We start from the raw sequence: 22,030 nt of genomic DNA on the forward strand, positions 1-22,030 counted from the left end.
TTTAGTTTTTTCATTAGACGCAAAAACCTTGAATTAGTTTAATAGGACAAATCACAAATAAATGTTAAGACTAAGATTTATCTATTTCAAAAAGTTCTCTACTGATTCAGAATCTCTTCCTATTATTGCTTTTTCACCATCAATTACAATTGGTCTTTGCATTAATATTGGATTTTCGGCAATAATTTTTAATACTTCTTGGTCATTCAGGTTTATGTTTTTATAGTTTTCTATCCAAATTTTTTCTTTGATGCGCACTAAATCTATAGGTTTTATGTTTAGTTTGCTAACAATAGTTGTTAATTCATCAATCGATAGGGGGTGAACCAAGTAAAGTTTAATTTCAAACTCCTTATTGCTCGTTTCGATTTGTGCTAAACATGCTCTTGATTTCCCGCAACGAGGATTGTGATAAATTTGAATCATTTTTTTTGATTTAAGATTATGATGTAACAAAAATAGTATTTGTTAAACTAATAATATGAAAACATAATTTCAAAAAAATATGTACATAGCCCAAGGTTTTAAGTCAGGAAATACTTTTTGGAAATACATTCAAGGGTCGGTTTTACTAATTCTTGCTTCTATGGTTGGGCAGTTGTTTTTTGCAGCAGTTGTTGTTATAGACTCTTTGACTACTGGGAAACAGTTTCAACCAGTAGGATTGAATATGATGGCGTACTTTGATTCTAATACTACATTGTTTTTTTTATTGTCAAACTTTGTGTTTGTGCTGGCTGCTCTTTTTTTTATTGTGAAATTGTTACATCATCAAACTATACTTTCGGTGACTACTTCTAGAAAAAAAGTAGATTGGAACCGGGTACTGACTGCTTTTGGGATTTGGTCCCTTTTTACTATTGGATCAACGCTCATCATGTATTTTGCAAATCCTACTAGTTTTGAGGTTAATTTTAAACCCATTCCTTTTTTAATTTTAGCACTGATTGGTATCATAATGATTCCTTTACAAACAAGTGCCGAAGAATATATATTTAGAGGTTATTTAATGCAGGGTTTTGCGGTTTTAGCTCGAAATAAATGGTTTCCATTAGTAATGACTTCATTAATTTTTGGCGGTTTACATTTTTTTAATCCCGAAGTAGAAAAAATGGGTCCAATAATTATGGTGTTTTATATAGGAACCGGTTTGTTTTTAGGTATTTTGACACTCATGGATGAAGGAATGGAACTTGCCCTTGGTTTTCATGCAGCTAATAATACAATTGGTGCCTTATTGATAACATCTGATTGGACTGCCTTTCAAACGAATTCTATTTTAAAGGATGTCTCAATCCCATCCGCTGGAATTGATGTCATTTTACCAGTTTTTCTTATTTATCCAATACTTTTGTTTATCTTTAGTAAGAAATACCAATGGACCAATTGGAAAGAAAAATTGACCGGTAGGATTCCATCGGTTTAGATTATAATTTTGTAAATATCACAATCATGACCACTACCGTTACCTATCAAAACGTACATAATTTGTTTAAATTAAATGGTTTTCACCTTGATCGTGATGATTTATGCAGAGTTGCGTATAGTTTTATCAAAGAAGGCGAGGCGTATGAAAAAGCTGTAGGAGATTTTCTTTTAGATTGGTTTGATTCTAAACCTTATCTCATGCTCAATACATCTGGAACTACTGGAAAGCCAAAACTCATTCGTATGGAGAAACAAGCCATGGTAAACTCGGCTTTAGCCACTGGAGATTTTTTCGATTTGAAACCAGGAGACAGCGCTTTACACTGTTTATCAACCCAATTTATAGCGGGAAAAATGATGTTAGTACGCGGTTTTATATTAGGTTTAGACCTTGATTTTGTTGCTCCAAGTACAGAACCTTTAGTTCGTAATTCAAAGAAATATGATTTTGTAGCTATGGTTCCTCTGCAAGCTCAAAATTCACTAAAGGCATTGCATAATGTAAAGAAAATGATTGTTGGTGGTGCAAAAATGGACAAGGTTCTTGAAAATGAGTTGTCAAAAGTGACAACAAAAGTGTATGAAACCTATGGCATGACAGAAACTATTACTCATATAGCTGCTAAAAAAGTTGGTGAGGATTTCTTTTCGGTGTTGCCCAATATTAAAATCTCCCGAGATGACCGAAATTGCTTGGTGATTGATGCACCTTTAATTTCTAATGAATCGATTGTTACGAATGATTTGGTAGAAATTAATGATGACAATCAATTTGTTTTCTTAGGTAGAGTTGATAATGTAATAAATAGTGGCGGAATAAAATTGATTCCTGAAAAAATTGAACAAAAACTATCAGATAAAATAAAGGAAAGATTTTTTGTCTCCAGTATTAAAGATCCTGAACTTGGAGAAAAGCTAATTTTAGTTATCGAAGGAGAAAATCAGTTGTTGCCCAATGATTTTTTTGATGGTTTAGACAAATATGAAAAACCTAAAGCTGTTTTTTATGTTCCTAAATTTAAAGAAACAGATAATGGTAAATTAAAACGAGCTGAAATTGTAAATAGCTTATAATGAAGTTTTCCTAAATTAAAAAGCATCCCGAAATATACTTTCGGGATGCTTTTTTTATAATTGGTAAGAATGTTATACTTGAATAACTCCTAAATTGAATTTCTTTTCAATAGGAGCGTGGTTTGCTGCTTCAATTCCCATAGAAATCCAAGTTCTAGTGTCTAATGGATCAATAATAGCATCAGTCCATAATCTTGAGGCCGCATAATAAGGAGAAACTTGTTCGTCGTATCTTGCTTTTATTTTGTCAAATAACTCTTTTTCTTTGATTTCATCAACGACTTCACCTTTTGCCTTGAGCGATGAGGCTTCTATTTGTGCAAGTACTTTTGCAGCTTGCGTTCCGCCCATAACGGCTAGTTCAGCACTTGGCCAAGCAAAAATTAATCTAGGATCATACGCTTTACCACACATGGCATAATTTCCAGCTCCATATGAATTACCAACAATTACAGTAAATTTTGGTACCACAGAGTTGGATACTGCATTTACTAACTTGGCACCATCTTTTATAATTCCGCCATGTTCAGATTTTGATCCTACCATAAAACCAGTTACATCTTGAATAAAAACTAACGGGATTTTTTTCTGATTGCAATTGGCAATAAATCGAGTGGCTTTATCAGCACTATCCGAATAGATTACACCTCCAAATTGCATTTCTCCATTTTTAGTTTTAACAACTTTTCTTTGATTAGCAATGATTCCTACAGCCCAACCATCAATTCTAGCATAACCAGTAATTATTGTTTGTCCATAACCATCTTTGTAAGTATCAAACTCAGAGTTGTCTATTAATCTGTTGATGATGTCCATCATGTCATATTGTTCGCTACGAGCTTTTGGCAATATTCCATACATTTCATTTTCATCAAATTTTGGTTTTTCAGCTTTTATACGGTTGTATCCAGCTTTGTCAAAATCACCAATCTTGTCAACAATATTTTTTATACGATCAAGAGCATCTTTATCATCTTTCGCTTTATAATCAGTCACTCCAGAAATTTCACAATGAGTTGTGGCTCCTCCAAGAGTCTCATTATCAATACTTTCTCCAATAGCTGCTTTTACAAGGTAACTACCCGCTAGGAAAATACTACCTGTTTTATCCACAATCATAGCCTCGTCACTCATGATAGGTAAGTACGCTCCACCTGCTACACAACTACCCATTACAGCAGCAATTTGTGTAATACCCATGCTGCTCATTTGTGCATTATTTCTAAAAATACGACCAAAATGTTCTTTGTCAGGGAAAATTTCGTCTTGCAATGGCAAATAAACTCCGGCACTATCCACTAAATAAATGATAGGCAATCTATTTTCCATTGCAATTTCTTGTGCTCTAAGGTTCTTTTTAGCAGTAATAGGGAACCAAGCACCTGCTTTAACTGTAGCATCATTTGCTACTACAATACATTGTTTGCCTCGGATATAACCTATTTTTACAACAACTCCACCAGAAGGGCAGCCACCATGTTCAGCATACATTCCTTCGCCAACGAAAGCGCCAATTTCGATACTTTTAGCCTTTGCGTCTAGTAAATAATCTATTCGTTCACGGGCAGTCATTTTGCCCTCACTATGTAATTTTTGAATGCGTTTTTCTCCACCTCCTAATTTTACGGCACTTAATTTTTGACGTAATGCAGAGAGTAGAAGTTTATTGTGGTCTTCATTTTTATTGAAGTTCAAATCCATGATTTATTAGATTAAAAAGTTTGTGCTAAAATACAAATTACTACAAAAATACGTTTATTATTTTGTCTAGTAAAATCAAAAAAATGTTTTTATTTTGGTTTTAAATAAAAAAACAGAAGCGAACTTCTGTTTTTTTTATGAATTTGATAAAAATTATGTCTTTATTTTTTTGATTCGTTCACCAGTCTTTTTAAAATAGCCCATTGTTTTAAGGCATCACGAGCTTCAACAGCTGGATACCCTAACATTGTTTTTCCAGCGGCTATATCACCTGTAACACCTGATCCTGCGCCAACAATAGCGCCATCACCTATAGTAGTATGGTCTTTTATGGAAGCACTTCCACCAATAATAACTCCGTTACCTAATGTTACTGAACCCGCAAGCCCGCTATTGCCTGCCATGATACAAAATTTCCCTAATTTGCTGTTATGACCTATTTGTACAAGGTTGTCAATTTTACATCCGTCTCCCAGTACTGTTGAACTAAATTTGCCTCTATCTACACAAGAATTGGCACCAATTTCAACATTATTACCAATGATTACATTACCTATTTGAGGGATTTTAACCAATCCGCGTTGAGGATCAGGTCTAAAGCCAAAACCATCTGCGCCAATTGTTGCATTGGGATGTATGATGCAATCATTACCAACATGACAGCGTTCTCTGATCACGGTACCAGACCAAATAACAGTATTCTTACCAATAGTTGATTCGTCTAAAATGGTTACGTTAGGATATATTGTACTGTTATCACCAATTACTACATTAGGACCCACATAGCATCCTGCGCCAATCTGCACACCATTGCATATTTTTGCACTAGTATCAATTACAGCTGTGGGATGAATGGCTACGCTGAATATTGGAGTAGGTGGAGCAAAAAGTTCAAGAACTTGAGACATGGCTAAGTCAGCATTCTTTACTTTAATAAAAGCGCGATTATCTCCTGGTTCGATGCTAATGTCTTCGTTTACAACAGCAGCACAAGCCTTTGAGGTAGCCCAAAATTTTTCGTATTTTTTGTTTCCTATAAATGAAATCTCCGTAGTGCTTGCAGCTTCTAATTGTTCAGGAGCAGTAATACTTGTTAGGGTTGACCCAACGATTTCTCCGTTAAGAATTTCGTTTATTTCGTTAATTGTATAGGATTTCATTGAAAAATTGGATGTTTATGAGTTAAATATTTTTCAAATAAAAGAATTTACCCTTAGTTATCCTAATTAATCCTCCATTTTAGTTCTAACAATTTTTGATTGTTTTTCTTCAAATAATTGTAATGTAATCGGAAGTTTGTGCTTTGTTACGATTGCTTTACCATCAATTTTTCCAGGAAGCCATTTTGGACTATTTACTAATGTTTTGATTACTGCTAAATCAATTTCTTTGTTTACACTTTTTATAACTTCGAAATGATTTAAAGTTCCATCCAATTCTACAGAAAATTCAATTATATCTTGGCCGATACTATTATTTGGTTTTTTAAAATTGGAGGCAATGAAATCATGAAAAGCTTTTTCTCCTCCAGGGAACTCTGGTTTTACGTAGTAAGGGAAAAACGCAATTTCATTCCCATTTTCATCAAAACATTTTCCATCAATAAAGAAACCATTTAGGAAGTTTTCGATTCGCTTTACTTTTCCAGATTCATAGTAACGTGTTTGTGGACCTTCTTGTTTTCCTTTTACATATAGTGTTAAAGATTCTTTTTTTCCGTTAGAATACCAGCGTTCTGACGTACCATCAATTTGTCTTTTTTTATAGTTAGAAAAGTAATCTTTAGAGTAAATCGTGTCATTTATATAAAAGGTGGTTCGTAGAGTACCTTTGTCTTTTTGTTCGAAGATACTGTAATATTTTACTGTCTAAGCCTTGGGAAGTTCTTTAAAATCTTGGTAAAATAAATCTTGTTTTGTGCAAAAATAGGAAAGTAAATTAAAAAAAAAGTGATGTAAAAAAGGTTTTTATCAGTGATGTTTTTTTTAAAAAATAATAAAAAATCCTACACAATATGAACTTGTGTAGGATTTTATCTTTTATGAGTCCTTTTGTCCCATCATCATGAGATAGGCTTTTAAGAATTCATCTATTTCTCCATTCATCACACCATCGACATTGCTGGTTTCATAGCCAGTTCGTACATCTTTGACCAGTTTATAGGGTTGCATCACGTAATTGCGTATTTGTGAACCCCATTCAATTTTCATTTTTCCAGCTTCAATATCGGCGCGTTGTGCTTGCTTCTTTTTAAGTTCAATTTCATATAATTGCGAACGTAACATTTGCATGGCGCGTTGCCTATTGTCTTGTTGCGAACGCGTTTCAGAGCATTGAATTTGAATTCCGGTAGGCTTATGAAACAGCTGTACTTTAGTTTCTACCTTGTTGACATTTTGTCCTCCCGCGCCACTAGAGCGTGAGGTAGTTATTTCTATATCAGCAGGGTTGATTTCAATTTCTATACTGTCATCAACTAGAGGATATACATATACTGAAACAAAAGAGGTATGTCTTTTAGCATTACTATCAAAAGGAGAAATACGCACCAGTCGATGTACACCGTTTTCTCCTTTAAGATATCCAAAAGAATAATCTCCTTCAAACTCAAGGGTTACCGTTTTAATTCCAGCAGCATCTCCTTTTTGAAAGTTCAACTCTTTAATTTTATAACCGTATTTTTCGCCCCACATCATGTACATTCTCATGAGCATTTCGGCCCAGTCACAGCTTTCTGTTCCACCTGCGCCAGCTGTAATTTGTACTACAGCACTAAGTGTATCGCCTTCATCCGAAAGCATGTTTTTAAATTCAATAGCTTCAATGTGATTATTAGTAGCATTGAATTGTGTGTCAAGTTCATCGGGTGTAAGTTCACCTTCTTTATAAAATTCGTAGGCAAGTTCCAATTCGTCTGTCATTTCAACAGCTTTATTGTAATCTTCTATCCACTTTTTTTTATTTCGAAGATTTTTCACTAGTAGTTCTGCCTCTTTTGGACTGTTCCAAAAATCAGGGGCAAAGGTTTTTTCTTCTTCGTTTGAAATCTCAATTAATTTGGCATCAACGTCAAAGATACCTCCTCAACGCACCAAGGCGCTCTACAATACCTTTTATTTGTTCGGTAGTTGTCATAAATTATTATTTTAATTTTTTAAAAATCGATTTGTAGTATTCCTTTTGTGCAATTGTTTTAGTTTTAACGGAACTTTTTGCAATATACAAACCGTATTATGTAAATTTGTGCTGCAAAAATAGAAATTTTTTACAAAGGGACAATTCGCGAATAGTTCGCACTGAAAATAAAAGAATAATATGGAAATAAATTTAATTAGCGATACCATTACAAAGCCATCTCGTGAAATGCTTGTTCATATGTTAAATGCTGTAGTTGGTGATGATGTGTATAAACAAGATCCAACTGTTATTGAACTCGAAGCGAGAGTAGCCCAAATGTTTGGTATGGAGGCGGGACTTTTTTTCCCATCGGGAACAATGGCAAATCAAACCGCAATAAAATTGCACACCCAGCCAGGGGAACAGTTAATTGCTGATAAATATGCACACGTTTACCATTATGAAGGAGGCGGTGTTTCTTTTAATAGTGGAGTGTCTTGTTGCTTACTTGATGGAAATCGTGGTATGATTACTGCTGATCAAGTAGCTGCTGCCATCAATGATCCTGAATTTTATCACAGTCCATTAACAAGTTTAGTGTGTGTTGAAAATACAACGAATAAAGGTGGAGGTGCTTGTTATGAATTAGAAGATTTACAAAAAATTAAAGAAGTTTGTGATGCGCATAATTTAAAGTTTCACTTAGATGGTGCTCGTATTTGGAATGCTTTGGTTGCTAAAAATCAAGATCCTAAAGAGTTTGGTAAACTTTTTGACACCATTTCAGTATGCTTGTCTAAAGGTTTAGGAGCTCCTATTGGTTCTGTACTATTGGGAGATAAAGAAACAATTCACAGAGCATTGCGTATTCGAAAAATACTTGGTGGCGGAATGCGTCAAGTAGGATATTTAGCAGCAGCAGGTTTATATGCTCTTGAAAACAATATCACTAGGTTAGCCGAAGATCACCGTAGAGCAAAAGAAATTGCCGAAGTATTGAAGAAAACAAGTTGGGTAGCATCTGTAGAACCAGTTGAAACCAATATTTTAATTTTTTCTTTGGTTCCAAATTGTATCGAGAAAAATCTTATTGAACTCTTGAAGCAAAAAAATATCTTTATCAGTTCTATGGGTCACGGAAAATTAAGAATCGTGACACATCTTGATTATAAGGAGGTTATGCATACGTATGTGCTTGAAACGTTGCAGAAATTAGTATAGATAAAAGTGTAAGTTATGAATTATGAGTTTTTCAAATTGTTAAAACTCATAATTCATAAACTCATAATTACTGATTACTTAAACAAATTATCCATTCCAGGAATCATTGGCATGTCCATTTTAGCTACTGCATCAAGTTCAGCTTCGTTTGTTTTAGTAGCCTTTTCAATCGCTTTGTTTAATACCAGGATTAAATAATCTTCTAATTGTTCTTTATCTTCAAGTAAAGCGTTATCAATTTGTATTGATTTTATTGCTCTATTAGCAGTTAGAGTTACTTTTAATAAACCATCAGTGCTTTGTTCATCAATAAGAACAGTATCTAATCTTTTCTTAGTATCTTCAATTTTTTGTTGGGTTTCTTTTAATTTACCCATCATGCCCATTAAATCCATGTTAAAATCATTTTAAGTTTTAAATACAAAATTACTACATTAGTGTTTCAATTCAATAAAAGAATCATGAAAAATAAAGCCTTACTAAGTGGTCTTTGTCTTATTTTTGCACTTTCAATAATTAAAATAAACGCACAGCAAATGTCCGAAAATATAAAAGCACCTTTAGCAAAAATAATTCCAACCGTTTTAGAGAAACACGGTGATACTCGTGTGGATAATTATTTTTGGTTAAACAAAAGAGAAAATCCAGAGGTTATTGATTACTTGAATCAAGAAAACAGTTACTATGAAGCTATGACTGCAGATACCAAAGGTTTTCAGAAAGAATTGTATGAGGAAATGAAGTCTCGTATTAAGGAAGATGATGAATCAGTACCTTACTTATATAATGGATATTACTACATTACTCGTTTTGAAACAGGAAAAGATTATCCTATTTACTCTAGAAAAAAAGGAAGTTTAACTGCTGCCGAAGAAATTCTTTTTAACTGTAATGATTTAGCCAAAGGGCATTCTTACTTTCAATTGGGTGGGCTTAGTATAAGTCCAGATAATAAATTTGCTAGTTTTGGTGTGGATACTATCGGAAGAAGAATTTATGCTATTCAAATAAAAAATTTAGAAACAGGTGAAATCCTTTCTGATAAAATAGAAAATGCAACTGGTAGTTCTGTGTGGGCCAATGACAATAAAACGATTTTTTATACCAAACAAGATGAAGTTACACTGCGTTCTGATAAAGTATTCAAGCATAAATTAAATACAAACTCGGATCAAGATGTACTGGTGTTTTTTGAAAAAGATGATACCTTCAACGTATCCGTTGGAAAAGAAAAATCAAAGAAATATATTGTAATAGGATCGGGGAGTACCTTGACTACCGAATATAGAATCTTAAATTCAGACACTCCTGATGCTGAATTTAAGGTTTTTCAACCTAGAGTTCGTGGGTTAGAGTATAGTATTTCACATTTTGGAGATTCGTTTTATATTTTAACCAATAAAGACAAAGCAACAAATTTCAAGTTGATGAAAACCCCAGAAAGTGCTACTGCAAAAGCGAATTGGGTCGATGTCATTGCACACAGAGATGATGTATTGCTGGAAGATATTGAAATTTTTAGAAATTATCTAGTCGTTGAAGAACGTTCTAATGGTTTAAATCATATCCGTATTATGCCGTGGAGTGGTGAGGGAGAATATTATTTGCCTTTTGGTAGTGAAACCTACAATGCCTACACTACTACAAATGTAGATTTTGATACTGATATTTTGCGTTACAGCTATCAATCCTTGGCAACACCATCTTCTGTAATTGACTTTAATATGAAGACCAAAGAAAAAGAGGTTAAGAAGGAGCAACAAGTTTTAGGTGGAAAATTTGACAAAAATAATTATATAGAGGAACGAGTTTGGGCCTCAGCAACAGATGGGACTAAGGTGCCAATTTCAATGGTTTATAAAAAAGGTTTGAAAAAAGACGGTACTAATCCGGTGTTACTTTATGCGTATGGTTCTTATGGCGTGACTTTGGACACTTATTTTTCGTCAACTCGTTTGTCTATTTTAGACAGAGGTTTTGTTTTTGCTATTGCGCACATTCGTGGCGGCGAAGATTTAGGAAGACAATGGTACGAAGATGGAAAATTATTAAAAAAGAAAAATACTTTTACCGATTTTATTGATTGTTCCAAGTATTTAATTCAAGAAAAATATACTTCTCCAGAACATTTGTATGCCGAAGGAGGTTCAGCAGGTGGATTGTTGATGGGGGCAGTAGTAAATATGGCGCCCGAATTATACAATGGTGTTATTGCTCAAGTGCCATTTGTAGATGTTATTTCAACCATGCTTGATGATACTATTCCTTTAACAACGGGTGAATATGACGAATGGGGTAATCCAAATGAAAAAAAATATTACAAATACATGTTGTCTTATTCTCCATATGATAACGTAAAAGCACAAAAATATCCTAATATGTATGTTTCTACAGGCTTGCATGACTCACAAGTACAATATTGGGAACCAGCAAAGTGGGTTGCAAAGCTGCGTACGCTAAAAACTAACGACACAACGTTGTATTTAAATACAAACATGGATGCAGGGCATGGCGGGGCTTCAGGTAGGTTTGAGGCTTTAAAGGAATTAGCAAAGGAGTATAGTTTTTTACTAGATTTAGAAAAAATTAAAAACTAATTAGAATATTTTTGTTAAATTTGCACTGTTCGTAGTTGAATTAAAATCTGCTGCGACTAACTATTTTTTTATGAAAAAAGAGATATCTGCTTATAATAATGTCTTAGAATTAATAGGTAATACTCCACTTATTAAGCTAAATAAAGTTACTGAAGATTTAGTTGGAAATTTTTACGCAAAAGTAGAAGCTTTTAATCCAGGACATTCCTCTAAAGATAGAATTGCATTATATATTATTGAAGAAGCTGAAAAAAGAGGGATTTTATCACCTGGTGATACTATAATTGAAACTACATCTGGTAATACTGGGTTTAGTTTGGCAATGGTAAGTATCATCAAAGGGTACAATTGTATACTAGCAGTAAGCTCAAAATCATCCAAAGATAAAATTGATATGCTACGTAGCTTAGGTGCCAAGGTTTATGTTTGTCCAGCTCACGTATCAGCAGATGATGAACGTTCCTATTATAATGTAGCGAAGCGTTTACATGAAGAAACGAAAGGTTCTGTTTACATTAATCAGTACTTCAATCAGTTAAATATTGATGCACATTACAATTCTACAGGTCCAGAAATTTGGAAACAAACCAATGGAGCCATTACGCATCTTGTAGCATGCAGTGGTACTGGTGGAACTATTTCAGGAACTGCAAAATACCTGAAAGAACAAAATCCTAATATTAAAATTTTAGGAGTTGATGCTTTTGGATCGGTATTAAAAAAGTATCATGAAACTAGAGAATTTGATAACGAAGAAATTTATCCATACAGAATTGAGGGATTAGGTAAAAATCTAATTCCATCTGCAACTGATTTTGATATAATCGACAAGTTCATGAAAGTTACAGATGAGGAAAGTGCTCACACTGCCAGAGAAATAACGAAAAAAGAAGGTTTATTTGTTGGGTATACTTCAGGAGCGGTGATGCAAGCAATTAAGCAATACGCAGAAGAGGGAGAGTTTGACGAAAATAGTAATGTAATAGCTATTTTTCCAGATCATGGATCTCGATATATGAGTAAAGTTTTTAGTGATGACTGGATGAATGAGCAAGGATTTTTTGACAGTATCAATGAAGAAGAAGTTCAAAAAATTGAATTTATAAAATAGATCAAATTGTAATAGTCTTATATAAAACTCCAGAATTTTTCTGGAGTTTTTTTTTAAGTTTTAAAATATTTATTAGGGTATAGGCAAAAAAAAAACTCCTGATTGCTCAAGAGTTTTTAAGTTTTTAAAAAATGGGATTATTCCTCCATAGTATGATACACGTTCATCACGTCATCATCCTCTTCAATTTTTTCAATTAATTTTTCAACATCAGCCATTTCTGCTTCGGTCAGCTTTTTTGTAATTTGAGGGATACGTTCAAAACCCGATGATAAAATTTCAATGCCGCGACTTTCAAGTTCTTTTTGAATAGTTCCAAAACTACCAAAAGGAGCATAAATTAAAATTCCATCTTCATCAGCAAAAATTTCTTCGGCACCAAAGTCGATAAACTCTAACTCAAGTTCTTCTACATCTTGATTGTTATTTGGAATTCTAAAATTACAAGTATGATCAAACATAAACTCAACAGACCCTTGTGTTCCCATGGTACCATTACATTTATTGAAATAACTTCTAATGTTTGCAACAGTTCTATTGTTATTATCAGTAGCAGTTTCTATTAAAATTGCAATACCGTGTGGTGCATAGCCTTCAAACAATTGTTCTTTGTAATTTGCTGTATCTTTGTCAGTCGCTTTTTTTATAGCACGCTCCACATTTTCTTTAGGCATGTTAACTGCCTTAGAGTTTTGGATTACGGCTCTTAGTCTCGAGTTGGCCTCAGGATTGGGACCACCTTCTTTAACAGCCATTACAATATCCTTACCTATTCTGGTAAATGCTTTGGCCATTGCTGACCAACGTTTCATTTTTCTTCCTTTTCTAAACTCAAACGCTCTTCCCATTACTATTTCTTATTTTGAACTGCAAAAATACAATAATTATGCAGGTTTAAAAATCATTTTATTTCTTATAAAAAGGCAATTTTACCACCTTAGCTAATACATCATTTTTTCTAATACGAATAAAAATTTCACTATCTAGTGCGCTATTGGCAACTGTAACATAACCCATTCCAATTCCTTTGTTCATTGACGGAGACATGGTTCCAGAGGTCACAATTCCTATCACACTTCCTGATGCATCTACAATTTCGTAATCGTGTCTAGGTACAGCGCGCTCTTGCATTTCAAACGCTACTAACTTTTTAGTCACTCCAGTTTCTTTCTGCTTTTTTAAATTTTTAGCATTTGTGAAATCCTTAGTGAATTTAGTAATCCAACCTAAACCAGCCTCTAAAGGTGAGGTTGTATCGTTAATATCATTTCCGTACAAACAAAAACCCATCTCTAAACGTAAAGTATCACGAGCTGCAAGACCTATAGGTTTAATGCCAAAAGGAGCGCCAGCTTCAAAAACCTTATTCCAGATTTGTTCTACTTCATCGTTTTTACAATAAATCTCAAAACCTCCAGATCCAGTGTAACCCGTTGCTGATATAATTACGTTTTCAATTCCAGCAAAATCACCTACCTCAAAATGGTAATACGCAATGGCTGATAGATCTTTTGAAGTTAAAGATTGCATGGCTTCAACCGCTTTTGGTCCTTGAATAGCCAAAAGTGAATAATCTTCAGAAATATTTTTCATATCCACACCCAAATCGTTTTGATCTGAAATCCAGTTCCAATCTTTTTCAATATTTGAGGCGTTAACTACCAGTAAATATTGCTCTTCCTTCATTTTATAAACCAGTAAATCATCAACTATTCCACCATCATTATTTGGTAAACATGAATATTGCGCTTTGCCAATCGTTAAACTTGATGCATCATTTGAAGTTACTTTTTGTATCAAAGCCAATGCATTTGGTCCTGTAAGCAAGAATTCTCCCATGTGAGAAACATCAAAAACGCCTACTGCATTACGAACCGTTTCATGTTCTGCATTGACTCCTTCGTATGAAATTGGCATGTTGTATCCAGCAAACGGTAGCATTTTTGCTCCCAAACTCTCGTGTATGTGCGTTAGCGCAGTATTTTTCATGGTGTTTTTGATATAAAATTTAAAGTCGCTAATTTATTGATTTTATTTTGGCTTACAAAGGCTGTAGGAGCAAAGTTTCAAACGTTTTCGGTATTTTTTAGTTTGTTAAAAAAAATAATTTTAAGGAGCTATTTCCTGCTATTCGCTTTATCTTTATTTACAAGTTACAGCCATCAAAATGGCTGTAACTTGTAAATAAAGGATACCGCTGCTATCAGGGCTATCAAATTTACTATATTGATGAATGTTTTTCTTATTAAAATGAATATCAAAAAATATATTATGATAACAAATCCCATTTACGTTTCGCTTAAAGAAAACCCTTAAAGTAATTTTTAAATAAATTGGATTAAATGCTCTTATTTGTTTTTTTATTTAAGTTCGAATTTTTGTAAATAATTAATTGTAGATTAAATTATTTGTACGGGTTTCTTGTTTTAAATTAATTATTGTATTTTTAAAAAAAAAAATGTCAATATTGATACCTATTAATCATTCTGAAATACTAAAGATTTATAAAGAAACCGATCAGTTTACACATAAAGGAATTCAGGGACATGCAATGATTATTGGTGGAAGTTATGGAAAAATTGGTTCCATAAGTTTAGCGTCAAAAGCTTGTTTAAAGACTGGTTGCGGATTGGTAACCGTTTTTATTCCTAAATGTGGGTATACTAGTATTCAAACTTCAAATCCTGAAGTTATGGTGCTAACTGATGAAGATGAAGAAGTTATATCAGAGATTCATTTTGATATTAAACCACAAGCTGTTGGTATAGGCCCTGGATTAGGTCAATCGGATAAATCACATAATGCCTTACAACTGTTTTTAAAAACCTATAAAATCCCTATGGTTATTGATGCTGATGCCTTGAATATTATTTCAAAGTTTAAAAAATTATTAATCCATGTAGAACCCAAAACAATCATTACTCCACACCCAAAAGAATTACAATCATTGATTGGTAGTTGGATTTCTGAAAAGGATAAGTTAAACAAAAGTATTTCTTTCTCTAAAGAACATCAACTTATCATTGTCATGAAAGGTTCTCCTTCTCTTGTTATTGATGGTGAAACAGTTTATGAGAATACTACAGGGAACGCTGCCCTAGCCACAGCTGGAAGTGGAGATGTATTAACAGGGATGATTACTAGTTTATTAGCGCAGTTATATTCTCCTCTTCATGCAGCTTTGATTGGTGTTTATCTTCATGGTTTAACGGCTGATATTGCTTTGCCAGAAACAGGCTATCAGTCTTTCATAGCTTCAGATATTATTGCCCACATTGGCAAAGCTTTTTTGAGTATTACAGAATAAAAAATTTTTAAAAACGCTTCACAATAGCTTATATTTTCAATTCGTTAAATAACTCAATCAATTTGTTTTCAGATGGTTTTGGAGCATTTGAATTTACAATGTTGCCATTTGGGTCAATGAGAATGAATCTAGGAATTTTCTTGATTCCATAAGCTTTAATAAATTCGGAATTGAAGGCCATATCGGCTAATAATTGAATTCCTCCCATTTTTTTTGTGTTTACAAGATTGCTCCATTTTTGTCGGTCAATAATGTCGTCAACAGAAATACTAACAAACTGAATTTTTTTACCTAGATATTGTTCTTCCACTTTTTTTAGGAATGGTACTTCTTTAAGACAAGGACCACACCAAGTTGCCCAAATATCAATGTAAACATATTTTCCTTTTAGACTTTCTAAAGACGTTTTTCCACCTTTTTGGTTTACGTATTCAAATTGTGGAGATGTTTTGTTTGGTTGTGTCGCTATTATATTATTATAAATTATAGTAAGACTCTCTTTTAATTTAGGATTATCTGTAATAGAAAGATATTCTTGATATATTTCATTATAATTGGCATAATCAATATTTACGTCATGGACCGAATTCTGAATTATGCAATTTTTAAGGTGTTGACTTTTAAGAGCTTTAATATTCATTATTTTAGCGGTTATAAAATCAATATCTGTTCCCTCAAATTTGATATTAGTAAAGAATTTTAAGGTAGCTAGTTTTTGGTATTCAATAGAAAATAAAAAATCTTCATCATTATCCAAATCTATTTTTTCGTCAAATTTTGGAAATTTATCTGAAACTTGAAATCCATCTAGTCCAGCATGAAAATTATGGTAATATTCATAAAACAATAAGTGTTTTTGCTTTAAATAATTGATATTAGCTACTTCTTTTACTTTGTAATAATCATCAGAAAATTTGGTTGAATCGTACAAGGCAGAAATAGAAATTTTAATTTCATTAACTTTATTTAGGAATTCTATTTCATCCAACTTATACAATTCTTCATCTGAAATTTGAGAGGTTAGATATGACTTTTTAGCGAGATATTGATTTTCGGTACTTCCTTTGCCGGTATATTCTAAACTTTTTATAAAAGTATTATCATCAGCAATCAGGACAAGTTTAGTCTCTTTTGACAAATAAATTGGCTGGCTGTTTTTACAAGTCTCAAGTGAGTAAATTCCAGCATAATCGATACTCATGTTTTCCGAAAAACTACCGTCAGCTTTTAATTTAATTGTTTTCTCAAATGATTCACCTTTGATAATTATTGTCCCGTTCTTGCAATTTGTAATTTTCCCCGAAATTGTTACAAGATCTTTTGTAGTTGTGAATGAGGATAAAACTAAAAGTAGCAATAGATAAATAGCTTTTTTCATATTTCGTTTTTTTAAGGACAATTCAAATTTAAACTAATTCTTATATAAATAACTGATTAATTTAAAAGTTATAAATAAATAGTCATTATATGTTTTATATAAAAATAGAACTCATAAATGAATTTCATCACACTTATTTGTAAGTTTGTACCACAGCAAAATTGCTTTATCCAATTCAATTATGGAAAAACAACCCCATCTTAGGACCGTAAATGTTACGCGATACATAACTCCGCTGCGGGAAGGCGGTTCTTTACCCGCGCTCGCTGAGGCTGATGATGATTTTAAATATGTTTTAAAGTTTAAAGGAGCAGGCCATGGCGTAAAAGCCTTAATTGCAGAATTGATAGGGGGTGAGATTGCTAGAGTTTTGAACTTAAAAATGCCCGAATTAGTATTTGCAAATCTAGACGAAGCTTTTGGACGTAGTGAAGCTGATGAAGAAATTCAAGATTTATTACAAGGCAGTCAAGGACTTAATTTAGCCTTGCATTATTTATCTGGTGCTATTAATTTTGATCCTGTTGTAACTGTAGTTGATGCCAAACTAGCCTCACAAATTGTTTGGTTAGATGCTTTTATTACTAATGTGGATAGAACATTTAGGAATACCAATATGCTTATTTGGCATAAAGAGTTATGGTTAATTGATCATGGAGCAAGTTTTTATTTTCATCACTCTTGGAGCAATTGGGAGAAACATGCAAAAAGTCCTTTTGCCTTGATAAAAGATCATGTTTTGTTGCCTCAGGCTTCTTTGTTACAAGAAACAAATCTTGAATTCAAATCTATTCTTTCAACAGAAGTTATTAGAAACATTGTCAATCTTATACCTGATGTTTGGCTTCATTGGGAAGAAACTCAGGAACAGCCCGAAGCCATAAGGGAAGTTTATTTTCAATTTTTAAGTACTCGTTTAGATCATTCCGAAATTTTTATAACAGAAGCACAAAATGCAAGAGCAACACTTATATGAGTATGCCGTTATTCGTGTTGTGCCTAGGGTAGAGCGCGAAGAATTCCTTAATGTTGGGGTTATTCTTTTTTGTAAAAGAGCAAAATTTATAAAAGTTTTATTCGAAATTAATGAGGGTAAACTCCGTCTTTTTTCGAAAGACTTAGACATAGAACAATTGAAATTAAACATTCAAGCTTTTGCAAAAGTAGCTCATGGTGAAAAAGATGCTGGGCCAATTGGACAATTTGATCTCCCTTCGCGATTTCGATGGTTAACGGCGCTTCGTAGTTCAGCCATTCAAACTTCAAGACCACATCCAGGATTATGTGACAATTTAGACCATACAACTCAACGCCTTTTTGAAGACTTAGTGTTGTAGCATCTTGGTATTCAAAAATATCCTTTTAAATGCTTTAATTCAAAAGGGTATTTACACTTTAAAGTGTTTCGGGTGTGTTTATAGCTTTGCTAAGTACCATAAATTCTAAAGGTTCATTAGCAATAGGAATATGTACTTCACTTGACGGAAACGGTTCTCTCGCGCCAGTGTCTTCATAACCATTACGAAGGTACCAAGCAATTAATTCTTCACGTACCGTAATTACGGTCATGACAATTTTTGGCAAACCTAGTTCCAAAGCATGAATTTCAGCTTGCTGCAATAATTTTTTTCCAACACCTCCATTTTGCAAATGTGGTGCAACGGTCAACATGCCTAAGTACAAGTGCTCGGTTTTGTCAACTAGTAAAACGCAACCTACAATTTCGTTATTATTACTAAATTTTAGGAGTGTATTTTTTGTGTTTAAAATAGTTTCTTTTAATTCAGTCTCTGTGGTACGCAATCCTTCCAGAATGTTAGCTTCGGTAGTCCAACCTTTCTTGGAGGTTTCTCCGCGATAGGCTGAATTAATCAATTGATTTAATGCTGTAAGGTCTTCAAGTGTAGCTTTGGTAATCATAAAGGACTGTTTTATTTAGATACCAAAGGTAGAAAAAACCATTTCACAATTACAATAAATTTGTTTCTTTTCAAGGGAACTGCAATTGCGTTTATTCAGAAAATTTAATATTTATCCTTTAATTAATTACTATTATTTTGCTCACAAAGAGTGGGGCTAATGAGCAATTTTAATTTCTGTAAAACTTCCTTTTTTGTGAATTATCGGCATCGATATAGTTGATTTACAATGCAAAAAATTGACTTTTTGTAAATACTAAAGGTGGAAGTTCCTAATGTGTTGACTTCTGGTAAATAGGAATGGCTTTTGCAGATGGATATTCTTTTTCTACAATTGTTTATCGTAAATTATAATCTAAACTTTTAGTCCTTTTTAAAATTTTTTAGTGCTAATGAGATCTTTTTTCAAGAACTCAAGTACTGGTTTTAAACTTTCGATGGGACTTTCCTCCATGGGAGTATGTCCGCTGCTCTGTATTATAGTTAATGTATTATTAGGCAAATCTCTATGAAACTTCGTTGCATTTTCTAATGGAATTAATAAATCTTGAGATCCCCAAAGTAAAAGTGTAGGCTGCTTAATTGTTTTGATCTTCTTATAAGCTGTGGTGTCTTTTTCTATCGTAAAACGGTCTACAAATGCCTGACGATTACCTTCTCTCAAAGTTAGTTCATAGTAACGATCAACTAAATCTGGCGTCACTTTCGATTTGTCAAAATAAATATTTTCGACACTTGCTTGTACTATAAAATGCGGCGTAATATAAGTTAGAATTTTATTTAAAACGGGAGTTTGGCCAATTTTAAAAGCAACTGGTACACTTTTAGAAATTTGCCGATATCCTGCTGCATCTATTAAAATCAATTTTTCAACCATTTTAGGTTGTGCAACCGCAAAATTCCAAGCGATTTCTCCTCCTAGAGAATTACCAGCTAAAATGCATTGCTTAACTTTTATAGCATCCAAAAAGGTTTTGATAAATTCAGTGTAATGTTGAATCGAATAATTGCGACCAGGAAATGGTCCGGTTAAGCCATAGGCAGGCAAATCCATTCGGATCACGCGATTGGTTATTTTTAAACGGTTCGCCCACGCATCAAAGGTATGCAAACTGGATGCCGTGCCGTGAATAAGGACAATAGGGATGGTATCCTGTTGATTGCCTTCATCACGATAATGAACATTCATTCCGTCAATTGAAATAAAGGAGGAAGCCTCATTCGTATACTTTGTTTTCAAGTATATAAATGGAATATCACGATGACCAAAAAACAGCAGTATGGCGATAATAGCGATAGCTAAAAAGCCTCCAATAATTTTTATAAACTTAATTAAGTATTTCATCGACCTCCACTGATTGTTTGATGATAATTTCTTCCGATTTTTTGAAAGGAATTTGGTCCATCGCATGTTCTGCAATTGCTGTGATAGACAAAGATGGATTTACCCCAGGATTGGCTGAAATCATAGAACCATCTATGATATATAGATTTTCGTATCCAAAAACTTTATTGTTTTTATCAATTACACCTTCACTAGCATTTGATCCCATCACTGCACCACCTAATATGTGAGCTGTAGAAGGAATTCCAGCGATAGTTTCTACCGAAAAAGAAGTACTGACACCATTTACAGCCTCACTGTATTCTTTGATTAATTGAACAGACTCTGGAATAAAAGGAGATGGCTTTTTACCTTTACTTACGGTTGAATTCATGAATCCAAAAATGTTGATTTTCAGTTTTAATGTACTGTCTAATGTTTGCATAAAAAGCAGTACTACCGTTTTTTTTGCCCAACTGTTTCTAAAATAAATTGTAAAATAATTTGCTGGCGACTTTACTAAAGCACCAATAACTTTAGCAATGCGAACAAAAGCGTTACTGCCTGTTACATAGGGAAAGTGAATTAATTTCCACGCATTTGAACCTTCAGAATAGCGGCAAATTTCTAGGTGACTGTTTTCATCTGTATCTAAAATACTTCCGATGGCAACTCCTTTTGAAAAGTTTTTCTCTTTGTCAAGTGTGGAAACACTAACAAGAGTTTCATTATTAGTTCTAATGTCTTCCCCCAATCGATCTGAAATATTGGGTAATGATTTTGTCTTGAGTTGCAGTAGTAATTTAATAGTTCCTAGCACACCACCAGAAAAAATGACTCCTTTACTTTTAATGGTACTTTTTTTGGTAAAAAATTGTGTACTTGTTTTTATGGAAACTTCGTAGCCATGGGTATCATCTGAAGTATCGATTGGTTTAACATCATAGACTTCCTGCTCCGCCATAATAACCGCTCCATAATGTTGTGCGAGGTATAAATAATTCTTGTCAAGGGTGTTTTTAGAATTGTTTCTGCAGCCTGTCATGCAAGCACCGCAAAAATTGCAACCTGTTCTTTCAGGTCCTATTCCGTCAAAATAGGGGTCTTTTTTAGTAACGTTTTCTTCTCCAAAATAAACGGCAACATTTGTAGCATCAAATTTATTTTCCATACCCAATTTCTGGGCTACTTTTTGTAATCCAAGATCACCATCAAATAATTTAGGATTTTTAGCGGCGCCAAGCATTTTTAGTGCTTCTTGATAAAAAGGCGCGAGTTCTTTTTCCCAATCGTTCAAGGTACTCCAGCTTCCAGTTTTAAAAAAGGTAGATTTTGGAATGGGTAGCGTATTGGCGTAGACCAAAGAACCTCCACCAACACCAGTTCCCGAAAGAACAGCGACATGTTTAAAAATGGTAAGTTTCATGATACCAAAAAAACGGAGACTTGGCAACCAAAGCCATTTTTTAAAATTCCAGTTGGTTTTGGGAAAATCTGCTGCTTGGAACCATTTTCCTTTTTCGATTACGACTACTTTATACCCTTTTTTTGATAGTCGCAAGGCACTCACTGAACCACCAAAACCACTACCTACAATAACATAATCGTATTCCATCGTTTTTGTTTGATTATAATTTACCGCAAAGTTTGGATCGATGCTTTTGAAATTTTGTTTTTCTCAAATGTATAAAATGTTTTAATCTTAATAGAATAGTGTTGTCAATAATTCGTTGACTTTGTAAAATATATTTGGCTGTACTGATGTGATTGGCAAACTCAAAAATGAAATTCACCTTTTAAGGAAACAGTCTTTATTGGCTATAATAGCCTATACATTGCTAAAATTATCATTT

The 22,030-nt window shown here is 33.4% G+C and carries 20 protein-coding genes and 1 pseudogene; 8 read left to right on the plus strand and 13 right to left on the minus strand.

Features of this window, described 5'->3' with window-relative positions; translation table 11 throughout:
- Window positions 1-81 precede the first annotated feature (81 nt).
- A complete protein-coding gene (locus IQ05_RS13410; RefSeq protein WP_144893787.1) occupies window positions 82-426 on the minus strand; it encodes an ArsC/Spx/MgsR family protein in 345 nt (114 codons plus the stop codon).
- 79 nt (window positions 427-505) lie between these two features.
- Between IQ05_RS13410 and IQ05_RS13415 the strand changes: the two genes are divergently transcribed.
- Window positions 506-1,426 carry a CPBP family intramembrane glutamic endopeptidase gene (locus IQ05_RS13415; protein WP_144893789.1) on the plus strand — a complete coding sequence of 307 codons (921 nt, stop codon included), beginning with the start codon at window positions 506-508 and terminating at the stop codon, window positions 1,424-1,426.
- Window positions 1,427-1,452: 26 nt separating this feature from the next.
- On the plus strand, window positions 1,453-2,502 hold the full coding sequence (locus IQ05_RS13420; RefSeq protein WP_144893791.1) for an AMP-binding protein: 1,050 nt from the start codon (window positions 1,453-1,455) through the stop codon (window positions 2,500-2,502).
- A 72-nt stretch (window positions 2,503-2,574) separates the two neighbouring features.
- Here IQ05_RS13420 and IQ05_RS13425 read toward each other — a convergent pair whose 3' ends face one another.
- The 5 genes and pseudogenes from IQ05_RS13425 to prfB all read right to left on the minus strand — a co-directional run bounded on the left by IQ05_RS13425 (window position 2,575) and on the right by prfB (window position 7,338).
- The gene (locus tag IQ05_RS13425) at window positions 2,575-4,203 is read right to left on the minus strand and encodes an acyl-CoA carboxylase subunit beta (protein ID WP_144893793.1); all 1,629 of its coding nucleotides are present in this window, start codon (window positions 4,201-4,203) and stop codon (window positions 2,575-2,577) included.
- Window positions 4,204-4,364: 161 nt separating this feature from the next.
- Window positions 4,365-5,363, minus strand: coding sequence for a UDP-3-O-(3-hydroxymyristoyl)glucosamine N-acyltransferase (lpxD, locus tag IQ05_RS13430; protein WP_144893795.1), 999 nt, complete (start codon window positions 5,361-5,363; stop codon window positions 4,365-4,367).
- Window positions 5,364-5,429: 66 nt separating this feature from the next.
- Window positions 5,430-5,639, minus strand: a complete 210-nt coding sequence (locus IQ05_RS15545) for an energy transducer TonB (protein WP_244289580.1) — start codon at window positions 5,637-5,639, stop codon at window positions 5,430-5,432.
- A 183-nt stretch (window positions 5,640-5,822) separates the two neighbouring features.
- Window positions 5,823-6,053: pseudogene (locus IQ05_RS15615) on the minus strand (hypothetical protein); the annotation flags it as partial.
- A 189-nt stretch (window positions 6,054-6,242) separates the two neighbouring features.
- Window positions 6,243-7,338 (minus strand): peptide chain release factor 2 gene (gene prfB, locus IQ05_RS13440; protein ID WP_144893797.1). Its coding sequence is split into 2 segments (ribosomal slippage): window positions 6,243-7,274 and window positions 7,276-7,338, totalling 1,095 coding nucleotides; the frame shifts between segments, so codons are not numbered across the junction.
- Between the two features lie 180 nt (window positions 7,339-7,518).
- On the opposite strand from prfB, the gene IQ05_RS13445 reads away from it, so the two are divergent.
- Window positions 7,519-8,541, plus strand: a complete 1,023-nt coding sequence (locus IQ05_RS13445; RefSeq protein ID WP_144893799.1) for a threonine aldolase family protein — start codon at window positions 7,519-7,521, stop codon at window positions 8,539-8,541.
- 74 nt (window positions 8,542-8,615) lie between these two features.
- Here the strand turns inward: IQ05_RS13445 and IQ05_RS13450 are convergent, their stop codons facing one another.
- Complete coding sequence (locus IQ05_RS13450) at window positions 8,616-8,936, minus strand: YbaB/EbfC family nucleoid-associated protein (RefSeq protein ID WP_144893801.1); 321 nt, start codon at window positions 8,934-8,936, stop codon at window positions 8,616-8,618.
- Between the two features lie 141 nt (window positions 8,937-9,077).
- Here IQ05_RS13450 and IQ05_RS13455 point away from each other — a divergent pair, with 141 nt between their 5' ends.
- Window positions 9,078-11,138, plus strand: coding sequence for a S9 family peptidase (locus IQ05_RS13455; protein ID WP_144893865.1), 2,061 nt, complete (start codon window positions 9,078-9,080; stop codon window positions 11,136-11,138).
- A gap of 70 nt (window positions 11,139-11,208) precedes the next feature.
- The gene (locus IQ05_RS13460; RefSeq protein WP_086453818.1) at window positions 11,209-12,249 is read left to right on the plus strand and encodes a PLP-dependent cysteine synthase family protein; all 1,041 of its coding nucleotides are present in this window, start codon (window positions 11,209-11,211) and stop codon (window positions 12,247-12,249) included.
- 137 nt (window positions 12,250-12,386) lie between these two features.
- Here the strand turns inward: IQ05_RS13460 and IQ05_RS13465 are convergent, their stop codons facing one another.
- Both IQ05_RS13465 and gcvT read right to left on the minus strand, forming a co-directional pair.
- A complete protein-coding gene (locus IQ05_RS13465) occupies window positions 12,387-13,097 on the minus strand; it encodes a YebC/PmpR family DNA-binding transcriptional regulator (RefSeq protein ID WP_144893803.1) in 711 nt (236 codons plus the stop codon).
- 58 nt (window positions 13,098-13,155) lie between these two features.
- A complete protein-coding gene (gene gcvT / locus IQ05_RS13470; protein ID WP_144893805.1) occupies window positions 13,156-14,238 on the minus strand; it encodes a glycine cleavage system aminomethyltransferase GcvT in 1,083 nt (360 codons plus the stop codon).
- A gap of 469 nt (window positions 14,239-14,707) precedes the next feature.
- Between gcvT and IQ05_RS13475 the strand changes: the two genes are divergently transcribed.
- Window positions 14,708-15,556: an NAD(P)H-hydrate dehydratase gene (locus tag IQ05_RS13475; protein WP_144893807.1), complete on the plus strand. Its 849-nt coding sequence runs from the start codon at window positions 14,708-14,710 to the stop codon at window positions 15,554-15,556.
- 28 nt (window positions 15,557-15,584) lie between these two features.
- Here IQ05_RS13475 and IQ05_RS13480 read toward each other — a convergent pair whose 3' ends face one another.
- On the minus strand, window positions 15,585-16,934 hold the full coding sequence (locus IQ05_RS13480; protein WP_144893808.1) for a TlpA family protein disulfide reductase: 1,350 nt from the start codon (window positions 16,932-16,934) through the stop codon (window positions 15,585-15,587).
- A gap of 181 nt (window positions 16,935-17,115) precedes the next feature.
- Between IQ05_RS13480 and IQ05_RS13485 the strand changes: the two genes are divergently transcribed.
- Window positions 17,116-17,910, plus strand: coding sequence for a HipA family kinase (locus IQ05_RS13485; protein WP_144893810.1), 795 nt, complete (start codon window positions 17,116-17,118; stop codon window positions 17,908-17,910).
- Window positions 17,888-18,271, plus strand: a complete 384-nt coding sequence (locus IQ05_RS13490) for a DUF3037 domain-containing protein (RefSeq protein WP_144893812.1) — start codon at window positions 17,888-17,890, stop codon at window positions 18,269-18,271. Before IQ05_RS13485 ends, IQ05_RS13490 begins: the two co-directional genes overlap by 23 nt.
- 58 nt (window positions 18,272-18,329) lie before the next feature.
- Here IQ05_RS13490 and IQ05_RS13495 read toward each other — a convergent pair whose 3' ends face one another.
- The 3 genes from IQ05_RS13495 to IQ05_RS13505 form a co-directional block, all read right to left on the minus strand.
- The gene (locus tag IQ05_RS13495) at window positions 18,330-18,854 is read right to left on the minus strand and encodes a GNAT family N-acetyltransferase (RefSeq protein WP_144893814.1); all 525 of its coding nucleotides are present in this window, start codon (window positions 18,852-18,854) and stop codon (window positions 18,330-18,332) included.
- Between the two features lie 372 nt (window positions 18,855-19,226).
- Window positions 19,227-20,198, minus strand: coding sequence for an alpha/beta fold hydrolase (locus IQ05_RS13500; protein WP_144893816.1), 972 nt, complete (start codon window positions 20,196-20,198; stop codon window positions 19,227-19,229).
- On the minus strand, window positions 20,182-21,792 hold the full coding sequence (locus IQ05_RS13505) for a GMC oxidoreductase (protein ID WP_144893819.1): 1,611 nt from the start codon (window positions 21,790-21,792) through the stop codon (window positions 20,182-20,184). The genes IQ05_RS13500 and IQ05_RS13505 overlap by 17 nt, the downstream gene beginning before the upstream one ends.
- Window positions 21,793-22,030 lie beyond the last annotated feature (238 nt).

The organism is Flavobacterium tiangeerense, assembly GCF_007830355.1.
Taxonomy (GTDB): Bacteria; Bacteroidota; Bacteroidia; order Flavobacteriales; family Flavobacteriaceae; genus Flavobacterium; species Flavobacterium tiangeerense.

Bases quoted from the DNA above. Each gene is read 5' to 3' on its own strand.
- IQ05_RS13420 (WP_144893791.1), top strand. From the start codon at position 1,453: ATGACCACTACCGTTACCTATCAAAACGTACATAATTTGTTTAAATTA.
- IQ05_RS13500 (WP_144893816.1), bottom strand. From the start codon at position 20,198: ATGAAATACTTAATTAAGTTTATAAAAATTATTGGAGGCTTTTTAGCT.
- gcvT (WP_144893805.1), bottom strand. From the start codon at position 14,238: ATGAAAAATACTGCGCTAACGCACATACACGAGAGTTTGGGAGCAAAA.
- IQ05_RS13490 (WP_144893812.1), top strand. From the start codon at position 17,888: ATGCAAGAGCAACACTTATATGAGTATGCCGTTATTCGTGTTGTGCCT.
- IQ05_RS13485 (WP_144893810.1), top strand. From the start codon at position 17,116: ATGGAAAAACAACCCCATCTTAGGACCGTAAATGTTACGCGATACATA.
- IQ05_RS13410 (WP_144893787.1), bottom strand. From the start codon at position 426: ATGATTCAAATTTATCACAATCCTCGTTGCGGGAAATCAAGAGCATGT.
- IQ05_RS13495 (WP_144893814.1), bottom strand. From the start codon at position 18,854: ATGATTACCAAAGCTACACTTGAAGACCTTACAGCATTAAATCAATTG.
- IQ05_RS13475 (WP_144893807.1), top strand. From the start codon at position 14,708: ATGTCAATATTGATACCTATTAATCATTCTGAAATACTAAAGATTTAT.
- IQ05_RS13445 (WP_144893799.1), top strand. From the start codon at position 7,519: ATGGAAATAAATTTAATTAGCGATACCATTACAAAGCCATCTCGTGAA.
- IQ05_RS13505 (WP_144893819.1), bottom strand. From the start codon at position 21,792: ATGGAATACGATTATGTTATTGTAGGTAGTGGTTTTGGTGGTTCAGTG.
- IQ05_RS13415 (WP_144893789.1), top strand. From the start codon at position 506: ATGTACATAGCCCAAGGTTTTAAGTCAGGAAATACTTTTTGGAAATAC.
- IQ05_RS13460 (WP_086453818.1), top strand. From the start codon at position 11,209: ATGAAAAAAGAGATATCTGCTTATAATAATGTCTTAGAATTAATAGGT.
- IQ05_RS13455 (WP_144893865.1), top strand. From the start codon at position 9,078: ATGTCCGAAAATATAAAAGCACCTTTAGCAAAAATAATTCCAACCGTT.
- IQ05_RS13425 (WP_144893793.1), bottom strand. From the start codon at position 4,203: ATGGATTTGAACTTCAATAAAAATGAAGACCACAATAAACTTCTACTC.
- IQ05_RS13450 (WP_144893801.1), bottom strand. From the start codon at position 8,936: ATGGATTTAATGGGCATGATGGGTAAATTAAAAGAAACCCAACAAAAA.
- lpxD (WP_144893795.1), bottom strand. From the start codon at position 5,363: ATGAAATCCTATACAATTAACGAAATAAACGAAATTCTTAACGGAGAA.
- IQ05_RS13480 (WP_144893808.1), bottom strand. From the start codon at position 16,934: ATGAAAAAAGCTATTTATCTATTGCTACTTTTAGTTTTATCCTCATTC.
- IQ05_RS13465 (WP_144893803.1), bottom strand. From the start codon at position 13,097: ATGGGAAGAGCGTTTGAGTTTAGAAAAGGAAGAAAAATGAAACGTTGG.